Source organism: Thermomicrobiales bacterium, from assembly GCA_023954495.1.
Classification (GTDB): Bacteria; Chloroflexota; Chloroflexia; order Thermomicrobiales; family CFX8; genus JAMLIA01.
The window spans coordinates 34,512-58,235 of record JAMLIA010000012.1 but is presented as its reverse complement, the minus strand read 5'-3'; the positions used below and the strand labels follow the sequence as shown (position 1 = coordinate 58,235).

The 23,724-nt window shown below is 61.3% G+C and carries 20 protein-coding genes and 1 tRNA gene; 9 read left to right on the top strand and 12 right to left on the bottom strand.

Going from position 1 to position 23,724, the window contains the following annotated elements:
• Both aceB and M9890_04080 read right to left on the bottom strand, forming a co-directional pair.
• A partial coding sequence (aceB, locus tag M9890_04085) for a malate synthase A (GenBank protein ID MCO5176140.1) occupies positions 1-1,427 on the bottom strand: 1,427 nt, incomplete at its 3' end.
• 155 nt (positions 1,428-1,582) lie between these two features.
• On the bottom strand, positions 1,583-2,083 hold the full coding sequence (locus M9890_04080; protein MCO5176139.1) for a hypothetical protein: 501 nt from the start codon (positions 2,081-2,083) through the stop codon (positions 1,583-1,585).
• Positions 2,084-2,204: 121 nt separating this feature from the next.
• Between M9890_04080 and M9890_04075 the strand changes: the two genes are divergently transcribed.
• Positions 2,205-2,287 (top strand) — tRNA-Leu (locus M9890_04075).
• A gap of 331 nt (positions 2,288-2,618) precedes the next feature.
• Here the strand turns inward: M9890_04075 and M9890_04070 are convergent.
• The 7 genes from M9890_04070 to M9890_04040 all read right to left on the bottom strand — a co-directional run bounded on the left by M9890_04070 (position 2,619) and on the right by M9890_04040 (position 11,657).
• Positions 2,619-3,863 (bottom strand): ArgE/DapE family deacylase, encoded by a 1,245-nt coding sequence (locus M9890_04070; protein MCO5176138.1) that lies wholly within the window; start codon positions 3,861-3,863, stop codon positions 2,619-2,621.
• 37 nt (positions 3,864-3,900) lie between these two features.
• Complete coding sequence (locus tag M9890_04065) at positions 3,901-4,857, bottom strand: arginase family protein (GenBank protein ID MCO5176137.1); 957 nt, start codon at positions 4,855-4,857, stop codon at positions 3,901-3,903.
• Between the two features lie 131 nt (positions 4,858-4,988).
• Positions 4,989-6,890, bottom strand: coding sequence for a peptide ABC transporter substrate-binding protein (locus M9890_04060; GenBank protein MCO5176136.1), 1,902 nt, complete (start codon positions 6,888-6,890; stop codon positions 4,989-4,991).
• 99 nt (positions 6,891-6,989) lie between these two features.
• Positions 6,990-8,255 (bottom strand): ArgE/DapE family deacylase, encoded by a 1,266-nt coding sequence (locus M9890_04055; protein MCO5176135.1) that lies wholly within the window; start codon positions 8,253-8,255, stop codon positions 6,990-6,992.
• Positions 8,256-8,287: 32 nt separating this feature from the next.
• Positions 8,288-9,241 (bottom strand): agmatinase, encoded by a 954-nt coding sequence (locus tag M9890_04050; GenBank protein MCO5176134.1) that lies wholly within the window; start codon positions 9,239-9,241, stop codon positions 8,288-8,290.
• A gap of 905 nt (positions 9,242-10,146) precedes the next feature.
• On the bottom strand, positions 10,147-10,995 hold the full coding sequence (locus tag M9890_04045) for a polysaccharide deacetylase (GenBank protein ID MCO5176133.1): 849 nt from the start codon (positions 10,993-10,995) through the stop codon (positions 10,147-10,149).
• A gap of 104 nt (positions 10,996-11,099) precedes the next feature.
• The gene (locus tag M9890_04040; GenBank protein MCO5176132.1) at positions 11,100-11,657 is read right to left on the bottom strand and encodes a lantibiotic dehydratase family protein; all 558 of its coding nucleotides are present in this window, start codon (positions 11,655-11,657) and stop codon (positions 11,100-11,102) included.
• Between M9890_04040 and M9890_04035 the strand changes: the two genes are divergently transcribed.
• The 3 genes from M9890_04035 (at position 11,656) to M9890_04025 (ending at position 15,551) form a co-directional block, all read left to right on the top strand.
• Positions 11,656-12,579 (top strand): DUF1177 domain-containing protein, encoded by a 924-nt coding sequence (locus M9890_04035; GenBank protein ID MCO5176131.1) that lies wholly within the window; start codon positions 11,656-11,658, stop codon positions 12,577-12,579. The genes M9890_04040 and M9890_04035 overlap by 2 nt on opposite strands.
• A 47-nt stretch (positions 12,580-12,626) precedes the next feature.
• On the top strand, positions 12,627-14,546 hold the full coding sequence (locus M9890_04030) for a S9 family peptidase (GenBank protein ID MCO5176130.1): 1,920 nt from the start codon (positions 12,627-12,629) through the stop codon (positions 14,544-14,546).
• Positions 14,547-15,011: 465 nt separating this feature from the next.
• A complete protein-coding gene (locus M9890_04025) occupies positions 15,012-15,551 on the top strand; it encodes a hypothetical protein (protein ID MCO5176129.1) in 540 nt (179 codons plus the stop codon).
• Between the two features lie 54 nt (positions 15,552-15,605).
• On the opposite strand, the gene M9890_04020 is transcribed toward M9890_04025, so the two are convergent.
• Complete coding sequence (locus tag M9890_04020) at positions 15,606-16,556, bottom strand: NlpC/P60 family protein (protein ID MCO5176128.1); 951 nt, start codon at positions 16,554-16,556, stop codon at positions 15,606-15,608.
• A 355-nt stretch (positions 16,557-16,911) separates the two neighbouring features.
• On the opposite strand from M9890_04020, the gene M9890_04015 reads away from it, so the two are divergent.
• Together M9890_04015 and M9890_04010 are read left to right on the top strand one after the other, a co-directional pair.
• Positions 16,912-18,063 (top strand): Xaa-Pro peptidase family protein, encoded by a 1,152-nt coding sequence (locus tag M9890_04015; protein ID MCO5176127.1) that lies wholly within the window; start codon positions 16,912-16,914, stop codon positions 18,061-18,063.
• Between the two features lie 59 nt (positions 18,064-18,122).
• A complete protein-coding gene (locus M9890_04010; GenBank protein ID MCO5176126.1) occupies positions 18,123-18,290 on the top strand; it encodes a hypothetical protein in 168 nt (55 codons plus the stop codon).
• A 68-nt stretch (positions 18,291-18,358) separates the two neighbouring features.
• Here M9890_04010 and M9890_04005 read toward each other — a convergent pair whose 3' ends face one another.
• Both M9890_04005 and M9890_04000 read right to left on the bottom strand, forming a co-directional pair.
• A complete protein-coding gene (locus M9890_04005) occupies positions 18,359-20,314 on the bottom strand; it encodes a S9 family peptidase (protein ID MCO5176125.1) in 1,956 nt (651 codons plus the stop codon).
• A 10-nt stretch (positions 20,315-20,324) separates the two neighbouring features.
• Positions 20,325-21,536 carry an amidohydrolase/deacetylase family metallohydrolase gene (locus tag M9890_04000; GenBank protein MCO5176124.1) on the bottom strand — a complete coding sequence of 404 codons (1,212 nt, stop codon included), beginning with the start codon at positions 21,534-21,536 and terminating at the stop codon, positions 20,325-20,327.
• Positions 21,537-21,700: 164 nt separating this feature from the next.
• Here M9890_04000 and M9890_03995 point away from each other — a divergent pair, with 164 nt between their 5' ends.
• Genes M9890_03995 through M9890_03985 form a run of 3 tightly spaced genes read left to right on the top strand, consistent with a single transcriptional unit; the run spans position 21,701 to position 23,544 of the window.
• Positions 21,701-22,549 carry a M55 family metallopeptidase gene (locus M9890_03995; protein MCO5176123.1) on the top strand — a complete coding sequence of 283 codons (849 nt, stop codon included), beginning with the start codon at positions 21,701-21,703 and terminating at the stop codon, positions 22,547-22,549.
• A gap of 33 nt (positions 22,550-22,582) precedes the next feature.
• The gene (locus M9890_03990; protein ID MCO5176122.1) at positions 22,583-23,314 is read left to right on the top strand and encodes an isoaspartyl peptidase/L-asparaginase; all 732 of its coding nucleotides are present in this window, start codon (positions 22,583-22,585) and stop codon (positions 23,312-23,314) included.
• Positions 23,311-23,544: a hypothetical protein gene (locus M9890_03985; protein MCO5176121.1), complete on the top strand. Its 234-nt coding sequence runs from the start codon at positions 23,311-23,313 to the stop codon at positions 23,542-23,544. The genes M9890_03990 and M9890_03985 overlap by 4 nt, the downstream gene beginning before the upstream one ends.
• Positions 23,545-23,724 lie beyond the last annotated feature (180 nt).

The window sequence follows — 23,724 nt, the reverse complement described above, 5'->3', positions numbered from 1 at the left end:
TGGTACGTGCCAGCGTCGAACGGTTCGCCATCGTCGAGACGCGCGCCGTGATGCAGCCACTGCCAGAGCTGCGCACGCGAGATCTCCGCCGTCGCCGCATCTTCCATGAGGTTGTAAATGGACGCCGCGCCGGTGCCGCGTAGCCAGTTGTCGACGTACTGCAGCGCAACGCTGATGTTATTGCGCACGCCGGCGAGTGTCACGGCACTGTCAGGGATTGCCAGATTGCACAACTGTGCTGCCGAGACGCTGACATCGTCACGGAGCCGGTCCTTCTGGTTCGGTCGGTCGCCGAGTACCGCGTCGAACGAATCCATCGCTACCGACACCAAATCGGGATGCGCCACCCAGGTGCCGTCGAAGCCGTCCCCGGCCTCACGATCCTTGTCCTCACGCACCTTCGCCAGCGCTGTGCTGGTCACCTCCGGGTCGCGCCGGTTCGGGATGAATGCTGCCATACCGCCGATCGCATGAGCGCCGCGCCGATGGCAGGTGCGTACCAGCAGGCTGGTGTAAGCACGCATGAACGGCACCGTCATCGTGATCTGCGCGCGATCTGGCAGTGCCATTTCTCCACGCTGCCGGAATGTCTTGATCGCGCTGAAGATGTAGTCCCAGCGCCCCGCATTCAGCCCGGCCGCGTGATCGCGCAACTCATACAGGATCTCGTCCATCTCGTACGCAGCCAGCAGATGCTCAATCAGGACCGTCGCGCGGATCGTCCCCTGCGGGATGCCGAGCGCATCCTGCGCGGCGACAAACACGTCATTCCACAGCCGCGCTTCCTTGTGGCCCTGCAGCTTCGGCAGATAGAAGTACGGTCCCAGCCCGCGCTCGACCTGCACGGCAGCGTTGTGGAAGAACGCCAGTCCGAAATCGAACAGGCTGGCGGAGATAGGATCACCATCGAGCGTGACGTGTCGCTCAACCAGATGCCAGCCGCGCGGACGAACGACCAGGGTCGCGATCTCGTCATTGAGTCGATACTGCCGACCGTCCGGGTTGGCGAACTCGATTGTCCCGCGCGCCGCGTCCTGTAGATTCAACTGCCCCGAAACAACGTTCTCCCAGGTTGGCGACAGCGAATCCTCCAGATCGGCCATAAACACCTTTGCGCCGGAGTTCAGCGCATTGATCATCATCTTCCGATCGGTCGGGCCAGTGATCTCGACGCGTCGGTCGTTCAACCCCGGCGCTGCCGGCCCTACCTGCCAGTCTCCTGCCCGCACGTCGGCCGTCTCGGCCAGGAAGTCGGGCATCTCACCGGCGTCGAGGCGCTCTTGCCGCGCAGCTCGTTCGGCCAGCAGCGCAGCCCGCCGCGGCTCGAACGCGCGACACAACTGCTCTACGAACGCCAACGCCTCAGCCGTCAGCACGACCTCCGCGCCACCAACTGACGGACCGTGTACGACGAGTCGACTCTCCACTAGTTGCCTCCAGTATTCGTCAGTATCAGGTCGGATCAGAAAATTGGGCGCACGGTTATATCAACCGCCAATGCCTGCCAATTTCGCAGATTCCATCATCGCACGACACGCTCACCCGCAAGCGAGGAAATGTGTCGGCATGTGCGAGGCGGAGGCTATGGCAGCTCGTCAGCGGGAAAGCCGCGCTCCTGCCAGCGCTGATAGCGCCAGATGCTGATCGCCCGCCGAATCTCGCGAATTGCCCGCGCATCCATATTCGAGAGCAGCAGGAGTGACACATCGCTCGTCGCTTCAACGCTCGCAATCGATTCAAAGCCGTGACGACGCAGCAGGTTCGCGGCCCGCGGACTGAGGTCGAGCAGCGTTACCGGCGGATCTACGCGCCGCCGCACGGACTTCCAGACCTCTTCCGCAATGCTCCAGATCAGGATCGGCGTGACCATGACGATGCCGGTCACCGCCAGCCAGCCAAAGGCGATCAGCAGCAGCGCCCTCGTGTCGCCATCCAGCAGCCAGGCGGGACCCAGAATCAATGCCCAGGACACGCCCACCACCCAGGCAGAACGGCGCAGCGGATTCTCGGCGAACAGGTCGTTCACCCCACCGCCGCTATAGCGCATCGTCGCTTCGGCTCGAGTTCGTGGTTGGGACGACAATCGGAAACCCTCACAGATGAAGGCGAACATCGAACAGCCCCAAAATGGGGCGGCACCGTACTCTAGCAAACAGCGAGCCGCAGCGGCGATGCGGTATACTTCGCGGTCGCAACCAGGCGATGCCGGAGTGGCGGAATGGCAGACGCGGCGGTCTCAAAAACCGCTGACCGCAAGGTCGTGTGGGTTCGACTCCCACCTTCGGCACCGAACTTTTTCCCATTTATATCGGGGAAACCCCTGAGCCTGTCCAGGTGTTGACAGCAAAACTGACAGCAACCATGTGGCGACACAGTCGTCAAAGAGCCCATCGATGATCTTCATTGGGATCTTGCGTGGCACCAGTGCGCACCAGGCGCAGGCCGTGAGGGCGATGGTGATCGGCGTATGGCCAGGCGTTGCTGATACCGGCGACTTGATGCCACCTGACGCTAAGGGGAGTGTCAGGTCACACACGGAGCACGAGGTGTCAGCCCTTCGGCTGACACCGATCACGACAAGGTTCAGGCTGCAAAGCAGCACCGAGATTAGACTCTAATCAGGACGTCAGATAATCGAATGCGCTCAAGATATGAACATGTACCGTTCCCAGCAAGTCATCCAGCGTGACAAACTCGTCTGGCGCGCCCATGTTGTAGGGCGTTGGGCCGTAAACAAACGCCGGAATCCCTTTCTCACGCCACAGCCGACAATCAGTCGCGCCAATACTTATCCCGGGATTCGGACGAATACCGCGGATTGCCTCGGCATTATTGAGCAGAATTCCGACCATCTCGTGATCCGGATCACTCCATGAAGGCTCTGTTTGCTGGACTATCTCGTATTGCACGCCTTCATAATTACGGATGACATCTTCGAACGCCGCAAGCAACTCTGATGATGAAAGGCCAACTGGGCAGCGCAGGTCAACCTCAACCCGGCAGTCAGCCGCGATGACGTTCATCTTGACGCCACCGCTAATCATCCCAATGTTGAGTGTCACCTGTTTGACTGTGTCTGTCGCACCCTCACCGAGGTGCGCATCGAAGCCTGCGCGGGCAGCCTCGATCTTCGCATCTACGGCGGGCGGAATTGAGATGGGCAGTCCGGTGAGATGCTTCAGATCAGCAATGATGTCAGCAGCCTTAATGATCGCGTTGGAGCTCTGGTGGGTATAGGCACCGTGTCCCCCGTGGGAACTCACACTCATCGCCAACCAGAGCGGGCCCTTCTCGCCAAAACGCACCATTCCTGGCGTGCTTGGTTCGCCATTCAACAGGCAGTCCCCGAGCACATCCGGGCGATTGTCAACGAGGTATTGCGATCCCCACTTACCACCAGTTTCTTCATCCGATACGGCGGTGAGGGTGAGCGTGCCCTTGAGATGGTCGCGTACTTCTGCAAGGTAGATATAGGTCAGAATCGACGCAGCAGTGCCGACCTTCATATCGGACACACCGCGCCCGAACATCTTCCCGTCGCGGACGAGACCGGAGAACGGATCGTCCGACCAAGAAGCATGGTCGCCTGCCGGAAAAACATCAAGATGGCCATTGAGCACCAGATGCTTTCCGGGATTTGCACCGGTGTATGACGCTACGAGGTTCGGTAGGTGCGCCTGCGGCGCCACGGTTTCCACGCTCAGGCCGCGTTCTTCGAGATAGCCCGCTACGTATGCATAGAGTTCGGTTGTGTCTCCGGGCGGATTTTCGCTGGGGATCTGCACCATGTGCTGCACAAGCTCAATGATCTCATCACGACTGCTGCGCAATCTGTCCTGCAGATACGATCGTGGGTCTCGCACGTCACTCTTCCTGTTCTGACTAGTCCAGCGTCTGTTGTCAGGATTGTCCGATCTGCCCTGTGTGTGCCATCCAGCCGATCATGCTGAGCATCATGCGAGCAGCGAGCAAGCTGGTGCGGTTGCTGACATCCAGGTGTGGGCGCACGACGGGAAGGTCAAACCCGACTACCTTGCCCTTCTGAGCCACACTTCGGAGCACATGAAATGCCTCGTAGTAGCCCAGTCCACCAAACGCAGCCGTGCCAACTGCGGGAGCAATGGTCGGATCCATCCCGTCAATATCGAACGTCACGTAATAGCGATCGTGGTCAGGAAGCCGGTCAATGACATTGTCAATGCTGGCAGAATGGACTTCCTCAGCACCGATAATGAGACTCTTCCCATAGGCCAGCGCGGCGTCAGCTTCTTCCTGGCGCGCACTTCCCACACCCCGCAAGCCGATTTGAGCCATGCCGAGAACATGCGGCATCTCGGACGCGCGCCGCATAACACTCGACAACCCCTCGCGGACGCCGTTCACGTCGTCACGCCAATCGTAATGCGCGTCAATCTGCACAAGGTAGAACGGCTCCTGGTCAGCGAAAGCCTGAAAAATTGGAATCGAAATCTCATGGCTGCCGCCGATTGCAAACGGCACCGCACCACGTGCCAGGATCGATTCGGTAACATGCCTGGTGACCTCAGTATTGTTCTGAAAGTCACCCGGCTCCATTGCTACGTCGCCACAATCGACGATGCGCACATCCCGGTCAGCGAACATCGACCCGCCGAAGTCGAAGTCATAATGCGTCGTCAAGTTCGCATACATCTGTGATTGTGCGCGAACCGATTGCGTTGCACCACCGGCCGGGTACTTCGCGCCTTCCATATCGTATGGCGGACCACCGACAACACCGAACACCGCGATGTCGGCATCAAGCGATCCGAGGTCATCCAGTCGAGGCGCATTCAGGAACGATGGGTCTCCAACGGGAACTGGTTCTATCAAGCTCATCTCTCATTCACTCACATTCTGTAACAGCTCTTCCGCGAAGGTCACGCGTTCAAACACCAAGTCTGAACACGATCGCCATTGAGCAGCGCTGAACGGCGATGGCTGGTGTGGACCAGCCATCGCCGCAGGACTTAGCCATCCATCTTCCAGTTGGCGATGTCCCAGGTGAACTCAGTCCACGGGCTGGGGTTGTTGCCAACCAGCTTGATGGTTTGCCCAGCGGGAGTGGCACGGTGGACGAGTGGGATCGTTGCGACATCGTCCACAATCAGATCGTTCATCCCGATGAAGAGTTCGGCTTGCTTCGCCGGATCCAGCTCAGTTCGGACTTGATCGTAGAGTTCGTTGAATTCCTGGTTCTGCCACCGCGTCAAGTTCCGGCCGCTCCAGCCATTGCTCTTCTGTGGAAGATCGACGTCAGGATCGGCTGAGAGCCAGTACCGCATCAGCGGCTGAGGGAACGGGTTGGTAGTGATTGCCGCCATCTCCACGTCCGCGTAAAAGTGCGACCATGTGTCCGGATTGCCCGCGTCAGCCGAGAAGTAGACGGCTGCATCGATCGACTTCAGCTGTACGGTCAGTCCCATCCCTTCCCACGACTGCTTGATGATCTCCTGCGTCTTCTGGCGCAATTGATTGATCGACGTCTGGTACAGGATGTTGATTTCAACGCCGTCCTTCGCGCGAGGAGTACCTGTCCAGCCTGCCTCCTCCAGCAGTGCAGCGCCTGCATCCGGATCGAACGTGATCGATGTGTTTGGCGACACGAAGTTTGCCGGTGCAGCAATGACGTTGGCTGTGGCCTCGCCGGTTGCGCCGTAGAGTTGGGTTGTGACAGTCTCCCGATCACAACCAAGAACCAGAGCCTGCCGAACGGCGATGTCAGACAGGAACGGGTGCTGAGTTGATGGCTCAGACCGCGCGCCGTCTATCTCGGTGTTTGGATCGGCGAAGTTGATGAGAATCTGCTCGACGGTCCCAGCGAACGTGGAAACCAGCTTCCCGATGCCTTCGCCTTCCATCTGCTCCAGGAGCTGCGTTTCTACCTGCAGATTTGGGGCGTAATCGACCTCGCCCGTCGAGAGCACAGCTCGCGCGGCAGCCGGGGCATCGCCACCGCCCTTGAACTCAACCTGCTTGAAGAAGGGCTTGTCCGGCTCGCGGTAAAGATCGTTGATCTCGTAGAGAACGACGTCGCCCGGACGAAACTCCGTGATCTTGTATGGACCGGTACCGATCGGGTTGAGGTTAAAGGGATCGTTGACAGACTCCTCACCCATTGATTCGCTCAGGAGGTGCTTTGGCAGGATCTGGCCACCAAGACCTGGGCCACGCGAGAATGCGTTGTACCAGGCCGGATCGGGCTCCTCGTAATGCACGATGAAGGTCCGCTCATCAACGACTTCGACATCGGAGATGGTTTCGAATGTCTCAGTCGATGTTGCCTGCGACCCGGGTGCCAACACCCATTCCCAGGTGAAGCGGGCGTCGTCGGACGTAAATGGCGTGTTGTCCGACCAGACAAGCCCCTCAATCAGGGTAAACGTGATGGTCTTGCCATCGGCAGCGATGCCACCATTTTCGAGCGTAGGCACCTCCTCGATCAGAATCGGCACCATGTCGCCCGCCGCGTCGACAATCAGAAGAGGCTCGAGGACCATCTGCGCCGGTGCAGAGTTGTGATAGCCCTGCGAGAAGTGCGGATTGAGATTCGTCGGGGCTTGCCAGTTCAGAATGCGGAGCGTGTCGCCTTCACCCCGACCTGCTGTGCCTGTCGAGCCTTCTGTTGGGGACTCGCCGGCTTCCGTCGGCGATTCGCTTGCTTCAGTTGGAGACGGCTCGTCGCCAGACTCTGCGGTTGGGCTGGTGCTGTCTGATGATGCAGTAGTCGAAGTTGCGTCGCTGTCATCACCGCCGCAGGCGGCGAGCAAGCCAGCAATGACAGGGGCACCCAACCCCAGGGCCATCGCCCGCTTCAGGAGCGATCGTCGTCCGATCAGGCCATGCGCCGCGTCGCGTCGCAGTTGTTCCAAGATTGTCTGCTCGTTCATGTGACACCTCTCATTTTCAGGCCGTTCGTGCGTAGCAATCCGTCGTCAGTTCGATCAACGTGCAGCGGATCAATCAACGGATCATTTGCCAGTTGCCGACAGGTTCAAGTAGTCGACGGCAGTCGCGGAGTGAACTCGAAGGGTGTTCAGGAAGTCGTCAATGAAGATGTATTCGTCTGGTTCGGCCATGTGATAGCTGGTCGGCCCGTATATGACTGTCGACACTCCTCTCGCTCGCCAAAACCGTCCATCGGTAGCACCAGGGCACAGACCAGGTGCCGGCTCCGACCCAATCAATTCTTTGGCGTTGGACTTCAAGATCTTCAAGAGCAGGTCGTTTGGCGAGATCACTGTCGCGGGGCACGTCTGGTGCTCGACAGGCTCGACGCGAATGTCGGCCAGTCCCGCTGCCCGGAGCCTTTGAGTGACCTCGTCGCGGGCATCGCTCGGAAGGACACCAAGCGGGACGCGAATATCCACTTCGGCTTCGGCCCGACGTGGGACAACGTTCGTCTTAATCCCGCCCTGGATCATGCCGACGTTCACCGAGCAGCGGGTTAGCAGGTCTCCGTGCAGTTGTCCCCCACCAAAGATCGGCCGTTTCGCCTGTTCTTCCAGAACCGGGACGAGATCATGTGGTGCCTCGCCCTCCAGATCTGAGATTGTCCGTGCAACGAGAACCGCTTCTGACAGACGGGTGATCGCGTTTTCGCCACGTCCGGTCGAACCGTGACCAGCTTCACCTTCAGCGACGAGCTTCAGCCAGCTGATGCCCTTCTCGCCGATCCAAACGGTATCGAGCCCGGTAGGTTCGGCGTTGAGCAGTGCATCACCGACATATTCCGGATGGTTGTCCAGAAGCCATGCCGCGCCCCAGGCACCGCCACTCTCTTCGTCCGAGACGAGAGTCAGACTCACGCGATCGTTGAGCTGGTCTGCATGCTGATGGAGCAAGAGGAACGCAATCAACGAGGCGGTCGTTCCACCCTTCATATCAGCCGCACCACGTCCCATGATCTTGCCGTCCTCAACCAGCCCGGAGAACGGGGGTGTCGACCACAACGCAGGATCATCGGCCGGGAATACGTCGAGATGCCCGTTCAGGACAAGATGTCGACCAGCATCGCTGCCGGCTGATGCAAGGATCATTGGATTGCCTGGGCGTGGCTCCAGTACCGTATGTTCGATCCCCCATTGTGAGAGGATCCCGGAGATGAAGCTCGTTAGCTCGGTCGTGTCCCCAGGCGGGTTCTCGCTCGGGATTTGAACGATCTTGCTACACAGGTCAATGAACTCGGCTTGTCGTTGCTCGATGCTGTTCAGGATGAGCGACTTGTCGAGGGCCATCTCATCACTCTCCTATCAACGCAGCGCACTCCTCAGGTTCGACCAATCTGACCCGACCAGGCCATTTGCCCAATCAGGTTGAGGATCAATCGCGCAGCCACAAGGCTTGTCGTGTTGTTGACATCCAGATGAGGCACGATTTCGACGAAGTCCAAACCGACGATTGTGCCCCGCCGGGCCAGACCACGGAGGAGGTTCGACGCTTCGTAATAGTCGATGCCGCCGAACCCCGGCGTGAGCACTCCCGGAGCGATTGTGGGATCGAGCCCGTCAGCGTCGAAGGTGATGTAGTAGCGTTGCCCCGCAGGAATCCGCTCCAGCACTGCCTCGACGCCAACCCTGTGCAGCTCCTCAGCACCTACCAGAATGCTGCCGTAGGCAATTGCGTCGTCCACTTCTCCCTGGCGAGCACTACCAACAGCGCGCAGCCCAATCTGTGCCATTCCACTGACCCAGCTCATCTCGGAAGCGCGTCGCATCGGACTCGATAGCCCTTCACGGACGCCGTTCACTTCTTCCCGCCAATCGAGATGTTCGTCGAGCTGAACAACGAAGATCGGGCCATGGTCCTCATACGCACGCATGACGGGAATGGGGATTGCATGGTCGCCGCCGAGCACGATTGGCACCGCGCCGCGGTCCAGAATCGCCCGAATGACATCCGTCGTCGCCCGGCTATTCTCCTCGTACGCGCCAGGTGTCATCTCAACATCGCCGCAGTCAACGATCTTGACATCTCGACCATTGAAGATGTCGCCGCCGAAGTCGTAGTCGTAATGCGTCAGAAAGCGTGGAAAGCGCATCGACTGCTCACGCACGGTGCCTGGAGACGTGCTCGATACCTGAGTAGCTCCTGACATGTGATACGGCACACCGTACGGAACGCCAATGATGGCGATGTCAGCCTCGAGTGTGCTGAGATCTACACATCGTGGCACATCCATGAACGTCGGATGCCCTGACGGCACTGGAATAATTGACGACAAGTTCGTGTCTCCCCTCATAACGAACAAACTTTCAACAGGACACGCCTATTGTTGTGTATCCATCTTCCTTTCTTCTTGTGGAGTGATTGCTCTATGCTTCGCTCCAGAACTCACCAACACACAGGCGAATTGCGTTCAATAAATACTGTTTGGCATAAGAAGATGCAAACCTCGGGCCGATTGGATTGCTAGAGATGGATGGTTGGATGCCTCGGATACTGGACACAATGTTTCTGAGGTTCATTGACCAGCATGTTTGTGCTCAACCGAGAGGCATCATGGAAGTATTAGCTGGCAATATCTATTGGTGACACGTGTCAGGTCACACCGTAGCAGGAAAAACAGAATCGTGCAATCGATTTCGGATTCACTCTTCGGTAATGTACCCGCTTGCATTTCGGCGTGGCGCGCAGCGGCGACATCGGGCGGCACAGATTTTGGCTCTTTAACTTGGTATTTATGTATGTCTATCAATGAGATGCACAGAAATCCGCTCATCAGCCATGAGTCGAGCTGGCTTTCAAGAGCGCTGTTTCGAGGACTTCAGGTGTGATCAGAGCATTCGTCTGCCAACCGATGCTCGGGAGACGCGCAGTCCGTGGCTTCCGTCACTCAAGGTAGCCGAACGAGCTGCGAGCGCTGCGGATGCTCACCTGGACCAGTAACCTGGTTCGCTCGTCACACACGGTCCACGAAGCCCGCTGGGCAGCTACGTTGCTACATGGGCCCCCGGTCAAGCGCAGTCACATGTGCAGCGTGACATTGTCAAGGACAGGCTGAAACACCCCCTACAGCTCCGTCTATGAACTCATAAGTGAGGGGCGGTCCGCTCGGCACTCCGCTGCTGCAAGTCTGTACCGCACGGCATCGTGAATCATCGTGAACCGGTCTATGCCAGGTGTGTGCTACTCCCCATCCCCCATCACCGCCGGTGCCGGGTAGTGCGGAGCCCACGGTTGTCCAGTAGTCGCGGCGGCGAGTTGGTCGCAGCGGGCGAACCAGACGTCGTCGTGCTGCTGGATGTGAGTGATGAGGCGTTCCAGCTCACCGATGCGGGCCGGGCGACCGATGTAGCGCGGGTGGCACACGAGCATGAAACAGCCTGTGTGCAGATAGGCTGCATCGAACTCGGCGATCCACTGGTCAACGACACTGCGCGGGTCGCGGATTGCGCCGGGGTGCGCGAAGTAGACGGCATCGTCCAGAGTCCACGTCCACGGCAGCTCGACGATCTCGTCTTTGGATGAAGCATCGGCCTGCAAGAGGTACGGGATGTCGTCGTCCGCCATCGAGCTGTCGTACTGGAATCCGGCTTCGGCGATGAAGCGCAGCGTCGAGGCGGTCGCCAGTCCGGAGGGCGAGCGCCAGCCGAGCGGTTGGATGCCGGTGGCGTCGGTAATCGCGTCCACTGCGCGATGAATCAGATCGCGCTCGTTGTCGGGCTGGAGCTGACTCCAGGTCTCGTGCATCCAGCCGTGCGCCGCAATCTCCTGCCCGGCGTCAACCACGTCGCGCGCCAGGGCTGCGTATTTGCGTGCGTTCCAGCCTTCGACGAAGAATGTGCCGGGTACGCCGCGACGCGCAAGCAGGTCGAGCACGCGCTCGACACCACGACGGGCTGCGTAGATGCCATCGGCATTCGCACCGCCAGCGTGCCCGTAGCGCAGCAAGTCGAACGACTCGCCGAAGTTGTCGAACGTCAACGTCACTGCGCAGTTCGCGCCACCGGGCCACGTCGGTCTGGTCAACGGCATCAGGTCATGTTCCCTTCGATTCTGTGCAGCACGGTCACGCTCTGATCGTGCTCCTCGGGCATGATACGGGGTCTTGCCGCGCTTTCGTGCTTGATGGATGGGAGTCATTTGGGTGTAGCGCGCTTTGACACGAACTGCCTAGCGGTGCGCGCGGCCAGCATTTCTGACGACTCATCGACCGGCAGCCGCAGCGTGATCGACGAGCAGAATGCCTCGCCGTCCGCGTCAGAAATCCAGAAGTCAGGCGGTGCCGGCACCGTCTCGATGAACACCGTGTGAGCGGTGGTTCGAGCAACCTGTTCGATGGTGCGGATCGCGCAAACGCTCTCCAGATCGAATGGCACCGGCTTGCTGAGACCGTTCGAGATAACGACCCAGCGCGGGAGTCCGACCCGATCACGCAGGCGTTCGAGCGCGCAGAGCTTGACGAGCAGCGAGGCATTTGTCTGCCAGAGAGTCGCGGAGTCGATGCGACACTGCTCTGCGGCCAGGCTGAGTCCGCCGGTAGTAATCCGTGGCAGATGATCGTGATCAGAGAACGCATCGAGCGATCGGTGATGGCGACATACAGTTCGCGTGCTGTTCAGGCTGCTCGGCGATAATGCCCGGAATGCTGCCTGTGGAGAGGCGCAATCGAACATGTGGCGGGGAGGGGTAGTCATGGTTCTGCGGCAGGTACTGGATGCGTTCGATGTTCTGGATAGTGCGGCAGTCGATGGCCAGCGGGTCGCGGTGCTGCTGTCCGACAGCGGCGTCAACGACGTGCAGGTCGAGCGCGTGACAGGTCCGAACGGCTCCACCGATTTCATAAAGGTAATAATCCCGGGGAGCGACGGGCGCGCCTCGGGCGGAAGTGCGCCGACGCTCGGCATCATTGGCCGTCTCGGTGGACTTGGCGCGCGGCCGGAACGGATTGGCTTCGTGTCGGACGGCGACGGCGCGCTGGCCACAATCGCAGCAGCGATGAAGCTGGGCCATATGCAGCGAAACGGCGACACGCTCCCCGGCGATGTGATCGTCGCCACCCACATCTGTCCTGACGCGCCGGTGCGTCCCCACGACCCGGTGCCGTTCATGGCTTCCCCGGTCGCCACGTCACAGATGAACCAGTTTGAGGTCGATGAACGGATGGATGCGATCCTCTCGGTCGACACGACCAAGGGCAACCGCATCATCAACACACGTGGCTTTGCCATCTCCCCGACCGTGAAGCAGGGCTACATTCTGCGGGTCAGCGAGGATCTGCTCGACATCATGCAGTGGACGACGGGCCGCTTGCCGGCTGTGTTCGCGCTGACGACACAGGACATCACGCCGTATGGCAACGACATCTTCCATCTGAACAGCATCCTCCAACCGGCGACTGCTACTGCTGCGCCAGTTGTCGGCGTGGCGATCACGACTGAGGTTCCGGTACCCGGGTCGGGCACTGGGGCAACACACCTGACCGATGTAGAACAGGTGGCACGCTTCTGCATCGAGGTCGCCAAGTCATTCGGCGCAGGGCAATGCAGTTTCCATGATGCAGACGAGTTCCAGCTCATTGTCGATTTGTACGGCGAGATGACCCACCTTCAAAGGTAGTGCGAACAAACGACTCATAGACGAGAAGGCATGTGATGACGAGTTCCGTGAATACGACAACGATGACCGTCGACGATTTCCTGGATTTGCTGCAGGTGAGCGACGCCAACCTCCGGCCGCAAGGCGACGTCGTGGCCTACGTCGTTGCCGACAGTGTGACTCCGGCGCGCGTACGCAAGGCAGCCTCGCGCATCTGGCTCGTTGATTGCGATGGCGATTCAGCTCGCCCGATCACTGCCGAGGGCATGCGGGCGCACTCACCACGCTGGTCGCCGAATGGCGGACATCTGGCGTTCCTCGGTTCGCGCGACAGGTCGGTTCCCGATCAGGTCCATATCCTCGGCCAGCTGATCGGCGAGGCACGTGCCCTGACATCCGGCTCGGCCAGCGTGGCCGATCTCGCCTGGCTGCCAACCAGCGATGCGCTCATCGTCGCCATCGCCGACGCCGCGCCAGATGATGAAAAGTCCGAGCACGACGCCGGACGCGACTGGACAGTGTACGAAGATGCTCCTCGCCTGACGCGGCTCTGGCGGCTCGACATCGCATCCGGAAACTGCACACCTGTTCCGCACGGTGATCTGCATGTCTGGGAGCTTGCCATCGCGCCAGACGGCAAATCCGCCGTCGCAATGGTTTCAGATACGTCGTTCAACTGGGATTGGTATCGCGGGCGCCTGGTGCGGATCGATCTGGAGAGCGGCGAGGTCACGTCGCTCGCGGTCGATGCCGGGCAGACAACGCGACCAACCTGGTCGCCTGACAGCAGACAGGTTGCGTCGATTGTGTCGGCATTCAGCGATCAGGGTATGACCGGCGGCGACGTCCAGATCAGCGGAATCAACGGCGATCTGGAGGTCATCACTACCGGACATCCGCGCTCGTATCTGCAGGTACTCTGGCATCAGCCGGACCAGCTCCTCTGCGCGGCGATCGAAGACGGCGAGCTGACCGTTGGACGACTCTCGCTCTCCGGCGACTACGACGAGATCTGGCGCTGCCAGGTCGGGATCAATCGCTACGGCAGCACGGTCCTGTCGGCGGTGGATACTGCGCAGGGGTTGCGGGTCGCAGCGGTCCTCAGCACGCCGCAGCACCCGGCCGAGGTCCATGTCGCGGACGTCACGGCCGACGGCCTGCACAGGACGATGCTTACCACCACGAACCCGACGATCGCAGATCGGTCGCTCGTTGCGCCGGAGACGATCCGCTGGACGTCGTCAGATGGCACACCGATTCAGGGGTTGCTGCTCCGTCCGGAAGCCAGAGCGAGCGGGCCGTTGCCGACGATCGTGCTGGTTCACGGCGGACCAACGGCGCTGTGGGGTTACGACTTCATGGGATCGCGATCGATGGGCTGGGGTCAGATGCTGGCGGCACAGGGATACGCAATCCTGCTGCCGAATCCGCGCGGCAGCATGGGCTGGGGGCGTGCCTTCGCGGAAGCCAACGTCGGCGACATGGGCGGCAGCGATCTGCAGGATGTCCTCAGCGGCGTCGATGCGCTGGTCGAACGCGGCATCGCCGATCCAGACCGGCTCGGCATCGGTGGCTGGAGCTATGGCGGCTATATCACCGCCTGGGCAATCACCCAGACGAACCGCTTCAGGGCCGCAGTCGCCGGCGCGTCGATCACTAACTGGATCTCATTCCACGGCTGCAGCACGATCCAGGACTTTGACACGGTGTTCTATCAGGACGACCCGTTCGGCTGGGACGGTCGCTACGGGCAGTTCTCGCCGATGGCCCATGTGCGCCGGGTTTCAACACCGACGCTCTTCCTGCACGGTGAGAAGGATCCGGTCTGCCCGGTCGGCCAGGCGCACGAGATGTGGCGGGCGCTTCGCGAGTGCGATGTCGAGACTCAGCTCGTCGTCTACCCCCGCGAAGGGCACGGGCCGATCGAGCGTGAGCACGCGCGCGATGTCCTGGAACGAGCCGTGAGCTGGTTCCGCGAACGGGTCTGACATGGGCTGGCAGCCACATTGACAACGCATGAAGCGAGGATCAGAATACGCAATATGCGCAATACATCGTGAATCGATGTGGTGATTGCGTATAGATATGGAGGTGTAACGGCCTGAATCCCTGATGATTGCCGTGCCATATGTGGCGCATCCCCGCAACGACCACTCCCGACGCCGCAGCAGGTCATTCGCTCGGTGCCAAGTGTCCCACCACACAATGCGTTCTTGACGGAGGCACTTGAATGGCGGTTGAGTTCAGTCCGCCGATTGTCAGATTCTTTAGCGTCAACACCCGGGGCCCCTCGGGTCGTGAGGTGCCTGCGCGCCGCTTTTCTCCACGCGACAGCAAGACACCCGCACCGTCAGCGACAAGCTCGCCGTTGGCGAGCTGCTTCGGCGCGCGCACGCGGCGCGTTGCCTGCCCACACAATCAACAACCGCGAGGTTCAGAGAAACGAGAACATCATGGCTAACATCACCGGCATTCTCTGCCAGGTCATCACTGGGTCCGGCGACGGCGCTGGAACTGACGGGGACATCTATCTCGGAATCGGGGGACGCGAGTTTCATCTTGATTCGACTGCGGATGATTTCGAGCGCAACTCGTGGCGCGAGTACATTCTCGGGCGCGCTCCACTGGAGCCAAACCTGCCGCCGCCCCAGATCAGGGTCAAGGACCCCGATCTCAACCATCCGACAAAAGGCTACATCGTCCAGTCGCAATTTCTCGACGAGTTTCCGGTCTACGTTCGATTTGAATCAAACGGAGACAACGACCACTGGCAGATCGGATTCGTCGCGGTCATAGCCTATACCGGAGCGAGTGAGTTTTACGCCGGCTACATCCCGGTGGAGCCATTCGACAGTCTCTGGCTCGGCTACAAGACCGGCAAGATCCTGTACTTGCACACCGTTGAAGACCAGTTCGGTGATCGTGTTCTCGACCGCGGTCGCCTCGTCGCCAGGACAGCCGGGATCACGCTGGAGCAGCCTGCAGCGGAATGACTGACAGAGGCGGGCCGCTCCGGATCGAGAGCGCCCGCCGCTGCCACCTGAGCCCTACGGAATGCGACCGAAGCCGACAAGGTGCCTGCTCCAGTAGGAATCGCTGAGCGCTGTCAGCTGGACAGGCTCGCCCCAGTCAACGGAGTGAAGGAAGTAGCCGTTACCGGCGTAGATGCCGGCGTGCGAGATACCGGCACCCCAGGTCCCGCCGAAGAAGACGAGATCACCCGGCTGCAATTGCGACTGGTCGATACGTTGCGTCGCGTTCCACTGCGCGCCCGAGCCATGCGGTAGCTCGACACCGGCCATGTGAAACGACCAGTAGACCAGGCCCGAGCAGTCGAATCCGCCGTCGGCGATGTCGTCGCCACCGGCTAGATACGGCATACCAATCGCTTCCAGGCCGTAGGACAGCGCTGTCGCCTGCTTGAGCGGCGTGGCGTCGTCGAACATGACGCTGTGCAGCGATTGTTGATAGCGAGCGAGCGTCCCGAAGGCATCGGAATAGCGATTGTGGCGCTCGGCTGGATAGCGACCGGTGTCATCGATCATACCGAGGTATGAGGCGACCGCGAGGTCCCAGGTACCCCAGCGCGCGAACGCCGCATTCAGGTAACGTGACGCGGCGGTGAGGTTGGTGTCCGGTTGTTGGAGATCGCCGCCGACCTGCACGAGGCCGGCCATCTCGGGCGTGATCTGGGCTAACCCCTGTTGGCCATTGGAGCCGTTCGGAATGGCCACGTTGCCGTCCGATTCGACAGCGATCAACGCTCGCATCACGCCTGCCGGAACCCCGGCTTCCTGTGACACGCGCGCGATCAGCGCGATCCACGGCCTCGTTGACTGCGTCAGCGAGTGCGTGGGTTCCTTAGCCTGGACTTCCGCTGCGCCGCCCGGAATCAGATCCGGAGCGATTGGCGAGACAAACAGTGCCCCGCTCAGCAGCAGAATGCCAAGCGCTTTTCCCCGCTTGATACGGCATCCCCTCCACTGTACCGATGCCACAACCTGCTGATGACTCAATACATCGACAGTGCGGCATACGCGGCGGCACAGGCCCCCCAGCCCGTGCAGTGACCTCACGAAAAGATCCCGCCGGTCGGGCATTGTACGGACCCTCACCACAACCCGCAATGTGAATCGCATCACAAAGGAGTCACATCATGTCTCGATTCAGGCGTACGGACGCAATACGAACACTGTATTTGCGGAATCTGACCAGTCGTGCGGTCACGTTGTACGTACGCTCTGAGCGAGGGAATTCGCGGGTATGATTGCTGAGTAATCGTGCGACGCAATGCGGTACTCTGTTCGTTGCTCCGCTCGAGCATCACTATTCGGAGAGCGAGGGTCTGCGAAGATGGAATCAGCGCTGCTTCAGCAGCGAGTCGAGCGCCTACGCGCCGGCATGCGCGCGTCCGGTATGGACGCTGCGTTCCTGCCGTATGGCTCAGTCCTGCAATATGCGACCGGACTGGAGACCCCGATCACCTGGGAGATCGGGCGGCAGTTCGGCGACTGGATCACTGGTCTGGTGTTCCGGCTGGACACAGACCCGGTACTCATCCTCCGCCCAAGCTGGGTTGGCGAGTACGTCGATGGGCTGCCGTTCGATGTGCTGGTGATGCCGGACGGCGCCGATCCCGACCAGTTCCTCGCCGATTCAGTCCACTCACTCGGGCTTGATAGCCAGACGATCGGCATCCCGAAGATGCTCTGGAGCCAGACGCTGCTGAGCCTGCAACGCGCACTGCCGACGGCGAAGTACCTGCCGATGTCGGACGGCTGGTTCGATCAGGTGTGCGCCATCAAAGACGCCGAAGAGATCGCCGCCCTTGAGCGGGCTGCGCAGATCACCGACGCCGCGTTTGCTGATGTCATCGCCCAGATCAGGCCCGGTATGCTCGACCGCGAACTGGCGATTGAGGTCGACTACCAGCTGAAGCGCCACGGCGGAGACGGGTTCTCTTTCATGCCGGCCATCGTTGTCGACGGTCACGGCGCGCGCTACGCACGGACCTGGATCGACCGCGACGATCCGAAGCCGTTGCGTCGCGGCGCGTCGCTGGCGTTTGATCTCGGCGTGCGCTATCGCGGCTATTGCTCCGACTTCGGACGCTCGGCGTTCATTGGCGAGCCGGATCCAACCGCGCTGGCCGCCTGGCACTCAATCACCCGCGTCATTCAGGCGGCGATGAATGTCATGGGCGACGGTCAGATAACGCCAGCGGGAATCCATGACTTCGTCGTCGAAGAGGTCACCAAAGACGGCTTCCGGGATCAGTTCTCGTGGTACGCGCTGGGTCACTCAATCGGGCTTGATGTCCATCAGGACCCTTGGATGACGCCGCAGTTCACTGAGCCGATCAGGGCCGGTATGTGCTTCGCGCTGGAGCCGAAGATCGGCATCCCCGGCCAGTTCTACGTTCGCTGCGAGGACGTTGTCGTCGTCAAGGCCGATCACGCCAGACCACTTACGCGTTTCCCCTATGATCCAATTGTCATCGCATGACGGAGAAGCCGCGCCGAGATCGATACCGATTCCCACAGACACGTGATTCACGCATCGCCATGGTTGTGACGTTGGCGGCGTTCCTGATTGTGATGGCGATCTTCATCGTCCTGATCTTCCGGCAGGGCTACCTGGAAATCCCGACGCCAACGCCGGAAACGTTGCGCGACAGCGTGGTGCCGACTGCGATGCTCCGGGAAGCACCACCAACGATGCTGCACTACTGACCTGCGCGCTTACCCACAAACAGACAAACGCGCCCCCGCTTCCGGGGGCGCGTTTGTCTGTTTGGCGACTATTCGCCGCGGTCGATGCCGAGGTGGCGGTCGTACCAATCGACGACACGCTGGATCAGATCGAGCTGGTGCTTGCGCTCGCCGATCGTGTGCGGTTCACGCGGATAGGTAACGAGCTGAGTCTCGACGCCGAGCGCCTTGAGCCCTTCGTAGAGCTCGTAGCCCTGCGTCGGTGGAACGCGCGCGTCTGCAGCCCCGTAGAGGATCAGCGTCGGCGTCTTGGCATTGCCGATGACACGAATTGGTGACAGTCGCCAGTGCACCTCGACATCGTCGATGACGGAGCCGAGGTAGGCGTCGAAGACACCGCGCACGTCAGCTGTCCCCTGGAAGCTCACCCAGTTGGAGATACCCGCGCCGGACACGGCAGCCTTGAAGCGATTGCTATGCGTGATCGTCCAGTTAGTCAGGAAGCCGCCACCGCTCCAGCCACCAACGACGAGGCGCTCCGGGTCGGCAATGCCCTGCTCGATCATCGCATCGACGCCGGTGATGAGATCATCCCAGTCCGGCTCGCCGTAGCAACCGACGATGGCGCAGAGGAAGTCCGAGCCCTGGCCGGACGAGCCGCGCGGATTCGGCATCAACACGGCATAGCCGCGCTGCGCCAGGAACTGGCCCCAGTCGTGCCAGTTCGCGTAGAGTTGGCTGGTCCATGCGCCGCACGGCCCGCCGTGGATGTGCAGCAGCAGCGGATAACGCTGGCCCTCCTCATACCCAACCGGCAGAATGAGCAGCCCCTCGATCTCCATGCCATCGGTGGACGTCCACGAGACTTCGCGCATCTCGCCGAAGTCGTAGTCGCTCTGCCACGGATTGAGGTCGGTGACCTTCTGCGGCGTGCCACCCACGTCTGCGACGTAGAGGTCGGAGAGCGACTGCATGCCTGATCGCGCGAAGGCAACCCGCGAGCCATCGCTGGAGACGCTCAGCGGATTCGGGCAGCGCCCCACTGATCCGGCCGGCAGCGAGAACGCCGCCTCGGCCGACTTCGCTTCAACATCGACAAAGCGGATGGCGTGCTGCTGGCCTTCCTCAATCATCGCCAACATCCTGTCGCCCTCGGGCAGCCAGGCGACGCTGGTGAACGAGCCCTTGTAGTCGGGCAGGACGACGGTTGATTCGCCGCCAACAGCCGGGATCGTGCGCAGCGCGAACAGCGACGGCATCTCTCGCTCGCAGCCGATAAACCCCAGCGTCGACCCGTCCGGACTGTAGAGCGGGCGGTCGCCGAGACCGGGGAAGTTGCCGAGGTTGTTCATGTTGCCGTCGAGGTCGAACGTCGCCATGTCGGGAGAGAACAGGAAATCTGCTTTCGGCCCCGGCGCGACGATCGCCGCGAGCCCCTTCGAGTCCGGCGCCCAGGAGAACGAGCGGCCCGACAGCGCGCCGACGTGCAACCCCTCCGGCGAGATTCGGCGCGGCTCAGGGAAGGACGTCGACGCACGAGGGTCGTCGGGGACGTCGATCACCCAGAGCGTCGCGCGCTTGATGTCGGCATCAACGACCAGCCAGTCTTCGCGCTCCTCGGCGCGTCGCTTCGCGTCCGGTGACTCGCCGTCGAACGACGTGAACGCTATCTGCTTGCCGTCCGGCGACCAGTCGAGGTCAGTAACCGGGCCTTCCTGGTTGGTCAGCCGCACAGCCTCGCCGCCATCGACAGCGATGACATAGGCCTGCGGCGAGCCCTTCTTGAGGCGATCTGAGAGGAACGCGACGGACGAGCCGTCCGGCGACCAGCGCGGCGCACCATCGCCGGACTCGGAGGTCGTCAAGCGTCGCGGGGTGCCACCCTCAGAGGCGACGATCCAGATTACACTGGTCCTGAATTCGCCCTCGACCGACGCGGCGGCCGTGACGTACGCGATCTGGCTGCCATCCGGCGAGATCTGGATGTCGGCAAGCACGGTTGCGGATACGGCTACTTCAAATGGCAGCATACGAATATCGGCCACGGTTGCTCCTTTATTTTGCGTTCGCCACTGGCGGCTGAACACCAACCTGACGCTCCGGGAGCTTCGCCCAGGAGTGCATCGGTCGCTCTGGAATGCGCGGCAGCTTCACACCATCAACGAGCGTCGCTGTCGCGGTCAGCAGCTTGCCGCCCTCGCGGCGAGCCATGTCGGAATCGAAGAAGCTATAGTCCCCGTCGTCGAGACGGAACACCGCCACGTCGGCCGGAGTTCCTACGGCGAGCGTACCCATATCCGGACGGCGCATCGCACTGGCGGCGTTCGTCGTCGCGCGGGCGATCACGTCCGGCAGGCTCATGCCCAGATTGAGGAACTTCGAGAGCGTCGTCGGCAGGTCGAACATCGGTCCCTGCCGGGCAGTCTGGTGGATGTCGCTGGAGATCACATCCGGCAACACGCCCTGATCGAGCATCGCTTCGGTGACTTCGTAGGAGAACGAACCGGTGCCATGACCGATGTCCAGCACCAGCCCCTGCCGTTGCAGCTCGGCGATCTCCGGTAGCACCTTGCCGTTCTCGTCCATGATGCGCATATCGCCGCCGCTGAAGCAGTGGGTCAGGATATCGCCGGGACGCAGCAGTGCCGCGACCTCTTGAATCGTCGGCGGGCCGGAGCCGATGTGCACCATCAGTGGCAGGCTGACCTTGTCGGCCAGCTCACGGGCGCGCTCGACGGCCATGATGCCGACGCCACGTGTCGTCCGCCCATCGATCCGCGCCTTGATGCCGAGAATCAGATCGCGATTCTCTTCGACAATCGACGCAGCCAGATCGACGTTCAGGTAGTCCGGATTCGATAGCTCCCATGACGGCGCGACGAGGCCAATCGCCGACAGGTTCAAGAGCGCAAAGATACGAACCCGGCTCGGCTCGACGACGTAGCGTCGGAAACCGGGGAATGTGTATGAGCCGGCGCTGCCGACATCGAGCCAGGTGGTAACGCCGCTGACGGCGGCGACTGGGTCCGGCTCAATCCCCCAGTAGGTCACACCCCAATAGATGTGCGTGTGCAGATCGATCAGGCCAGGTGTGACGATCTGGTCGGTCGCGTCGATGACCTCGTTGGCCGTCGACGGATCAATCCCCGCCGCGACTTCGGCAATCTTGCCGTCACTGATCGCGACATCCAGCATCCCGTCCACGCCCGACGCGGGGTCGATGACTCGCCCACCACGGATCAGTGTGTCGAATCCAGTTGCTTCCATATCTTCAGCGCTCCCCTCCCAGTCGCTTATCGCCGAATGGCCTCGACAACCTACCGGGGTCGCCGCGCCGCGTCAATGCCCTGCCTCGGCTATCGCGCGAAACGCGCGCTTCATCTACTATTCCCAGCGGTTGAGCCATTGGGTGGGAACTGACGAGGAGCATGATGAACGTCTACATCTCGGTGGATATGGAAGGCATTACCGGAATCGTCCACGGCGACATGATGGGTGCCGAAGGTCGCGAATACGACCGTGGCCGCAGGCTCATGACCGGCGACGCCAGCGCCGCCGTCGAGGGTGCGGTGCGGGCGGGAGCCGACTACATCCTCGTCGCCGACGGACACGGTCCGATGCGGAACATCTTCTTCGAAGAGCTGCATCCCGCCGCACACCTGATGACCGGCAGCGCCAACGCACGCGACTACTGCCAGCTGCAGGGAGCCGACAGCCGCACGTTCGACGCGGCGCTGTTCGTCGGCTACCACGCGATGGCGCAGACCTACGATGCCGTCCATCCGCACACTATCGCCGGCGTAGCTGTCCACGAATTGCGGGTCAATGGCAAGGCGCACGGCGAGACGGGTCTCAACGCAGCGATCCTCGGCGCGCTCGGCATCCCGGTCGTCCTCGTCACCGGCGACCTGACAACAACCGGCGAAGCGCGTGCGTTCCTCGGCGATCAGATCGAGACGGTGGCAGTCAAGGAAGCCTGCGGGCGTAATGCTGCGATCTGTCGGCCGCTGAAGGCCGCGCAGGACGACATCACCGCCGCTGCGGAGCGGGCACTGGCGCGACTCGACGACGCGAAGGTGTACGCACCCGGCGAGCCGCTGCGGATCGAGGTCGATTTCCTGACGATGCAGCAGTGCGACCGCGCCGCACGAACGGCCGGGATCGAGCGTGTCAGTCCGATCACGGTCGCTGTGCAGGGAGATGGTGCCTGGGAGCAGTACCGGAACCTGTGGGCCGGGTTGCGCTCGTCGCTGTACGAGCCAGCTTCGTGGCTCGCGTAATTTCGCGGATTTGAAATAGAGGAGTCTATCAACATGGCGACATCACCAGAAGGAACAGTAGGCATTGTCGTCGGCAGCGCCAACGCGCGCGTCGGCATGCAGGCCGCAATTGACGTGCTGAAGGATGGCGGGAGCGCACTCGATGCTGCGATGGCCGCCGTGCGCTGTGTCGAGGACAACCTCGAGGACTACGGCGTCGGCACCGGCGGCATCCCCAACCTGCTCGGCGAGGTCGAGCTTGACGCGACGGTCATGGATGGCAAGACGCTGGCCGCCGGTGCAGTCGGCGCGATCAAGGGCTATCCACATCCGATCGACATCGCCCGCAAGGTCATGGAGGAAACACCGCACGTCATGCTCGCCGGTACCGGCGCAGAGCTGTTCGCCGAAGCGCATGGCTTCGAGAAAGCCGAGCTGCTTACACCGGAGGCCCACGAGCTTTGGCGGGCACGGATCATCGGCGACATCGAGACGACCAGCAACGCCTACGAAGATCAGTATTCGACCTACATGTCAACTGTCCGCAACTGGAAAGAGCTCCTGCACGACAAGATCTTCGGCACGACGAACGTCATCGCACGCGACCTTGAGGGCAACATCGCCTGCGCCGTGTCGACATCCGGCTGGGGCTTCAAGTGGCCGGGCCGCCTCGGCGACTCGCCGGTCATCGGGGCCGGCAACTACGCCGATAATCGCTACGGCTCGGCTGCCTGCACCGGACGCGGCGAAATGGCATTCGCTGCGCAACAGCGCACAGCGTCGTGACGTACCTGCGCTTCGGCATGTCACTGGAGGAAGCACTTACAACCGCGATGAAGGACCTCAGCCACCTGGTCGACAAATACTCCGAACGATCCAATGCCATGAACATCGTCGCCATGGACGCGCTCGGCAACGTCAACGCCGCATCGACCGGCGAAGGTGCCGGATACGTCGTGCAGACGATCGAGATGGATGAGTACGAGGAGCGAACGCGGATGGCTGCGCTGGATTAGATTGGTGCAGCTAGGGATGCTGGTGGCGGTTGGGCCGATCTTGCCACCAGCAATTTCACCATTGCACAACACACAAACGATCTGCCGACGCGTTGACCCGTGTGTTATCATTCAGTATAGAGGCTGGGAACTGCCATTGCGGGTCCTGGCCTTATCATTTATCCTGCGGAAGAATAACAG

Bases quoted from the DNA above. Each gene is read 5' to 3' on its own strand.
- M9890_04015 (MCO5176127.1), top strand. From the start codon at position 16,912: ATGGAATCAGCGCTGCTTCAGCAGCGAGTCGAGCGCCTACGCGCCGGC.
- M9890_04035 (MCO5176131.1), top strand. From the start codon at position 11,656: ATGGTTCTGCGGCAGGTACTGGATGCGTTCGATGTTCTGGATAGTGCG.
- M9890_04045 (MCO5176133.1), bottom strand. From the start codon at position 10,995: ATGCCGTTGACCAGACCGACGTGGCCCGGTGGCGCGAACTGCGCAGTG.
- M9890_04000 (MCO5176124.1), bottom strand. From the start codon at position 21,536: ATGGAAGCAACTGGATTCGACACACTGATCCGTGGTGGGCGAGTCATC.
- M9890_04065 (MCO5176137.1), bottom strand. From the start codon at position 4,857: ATGAGCTTGATAGAACCAGTTCCCGTTGGAGACCCATCGTTCCTGAAT.
- M9890_04025 (MCO5176129.1), top strand. From the start codon at position 15,012: ATGGCTAACATCACCGGCATTCTCTGCCAGGTCATCACTGGGTCCGGC.
- M9890_03990 (MCO5176122.1), top strand. From the start codon at position 22,583: ATGGCGACATCACCAGAAGGAACAGTAGGCATTGTCGTCGGCAGCGCC.
- M9890_04055 (MCO5176135.1), bottom strand. From the start codon at position 8,255: ATGGCCCTCGACAAGTCGCTCATCCTGAACAGCATCGAGCAACGACAA.
- M9890_03995 (MCO5176123.1), top strand. From the start codon at position 21,701: ATGAACGTCTACATCTCGGTGGATATGGAAGGCATTACCGGAATCGTC.
- M9890_04040 (MCO5176132.1), bottom strand. From the start codon at position 11,657: ATGACTACCCCTCCCCGCCACATGTTCGATTGCGCCTCTCCACAGGCA.
- M9890_04010 (MCO5176126.1), top strand. From the start codon at position 18,123: ATGGTTGTGACGTTGGCGGCGTTCCTGATTGTGATGGCGATCTTCATC.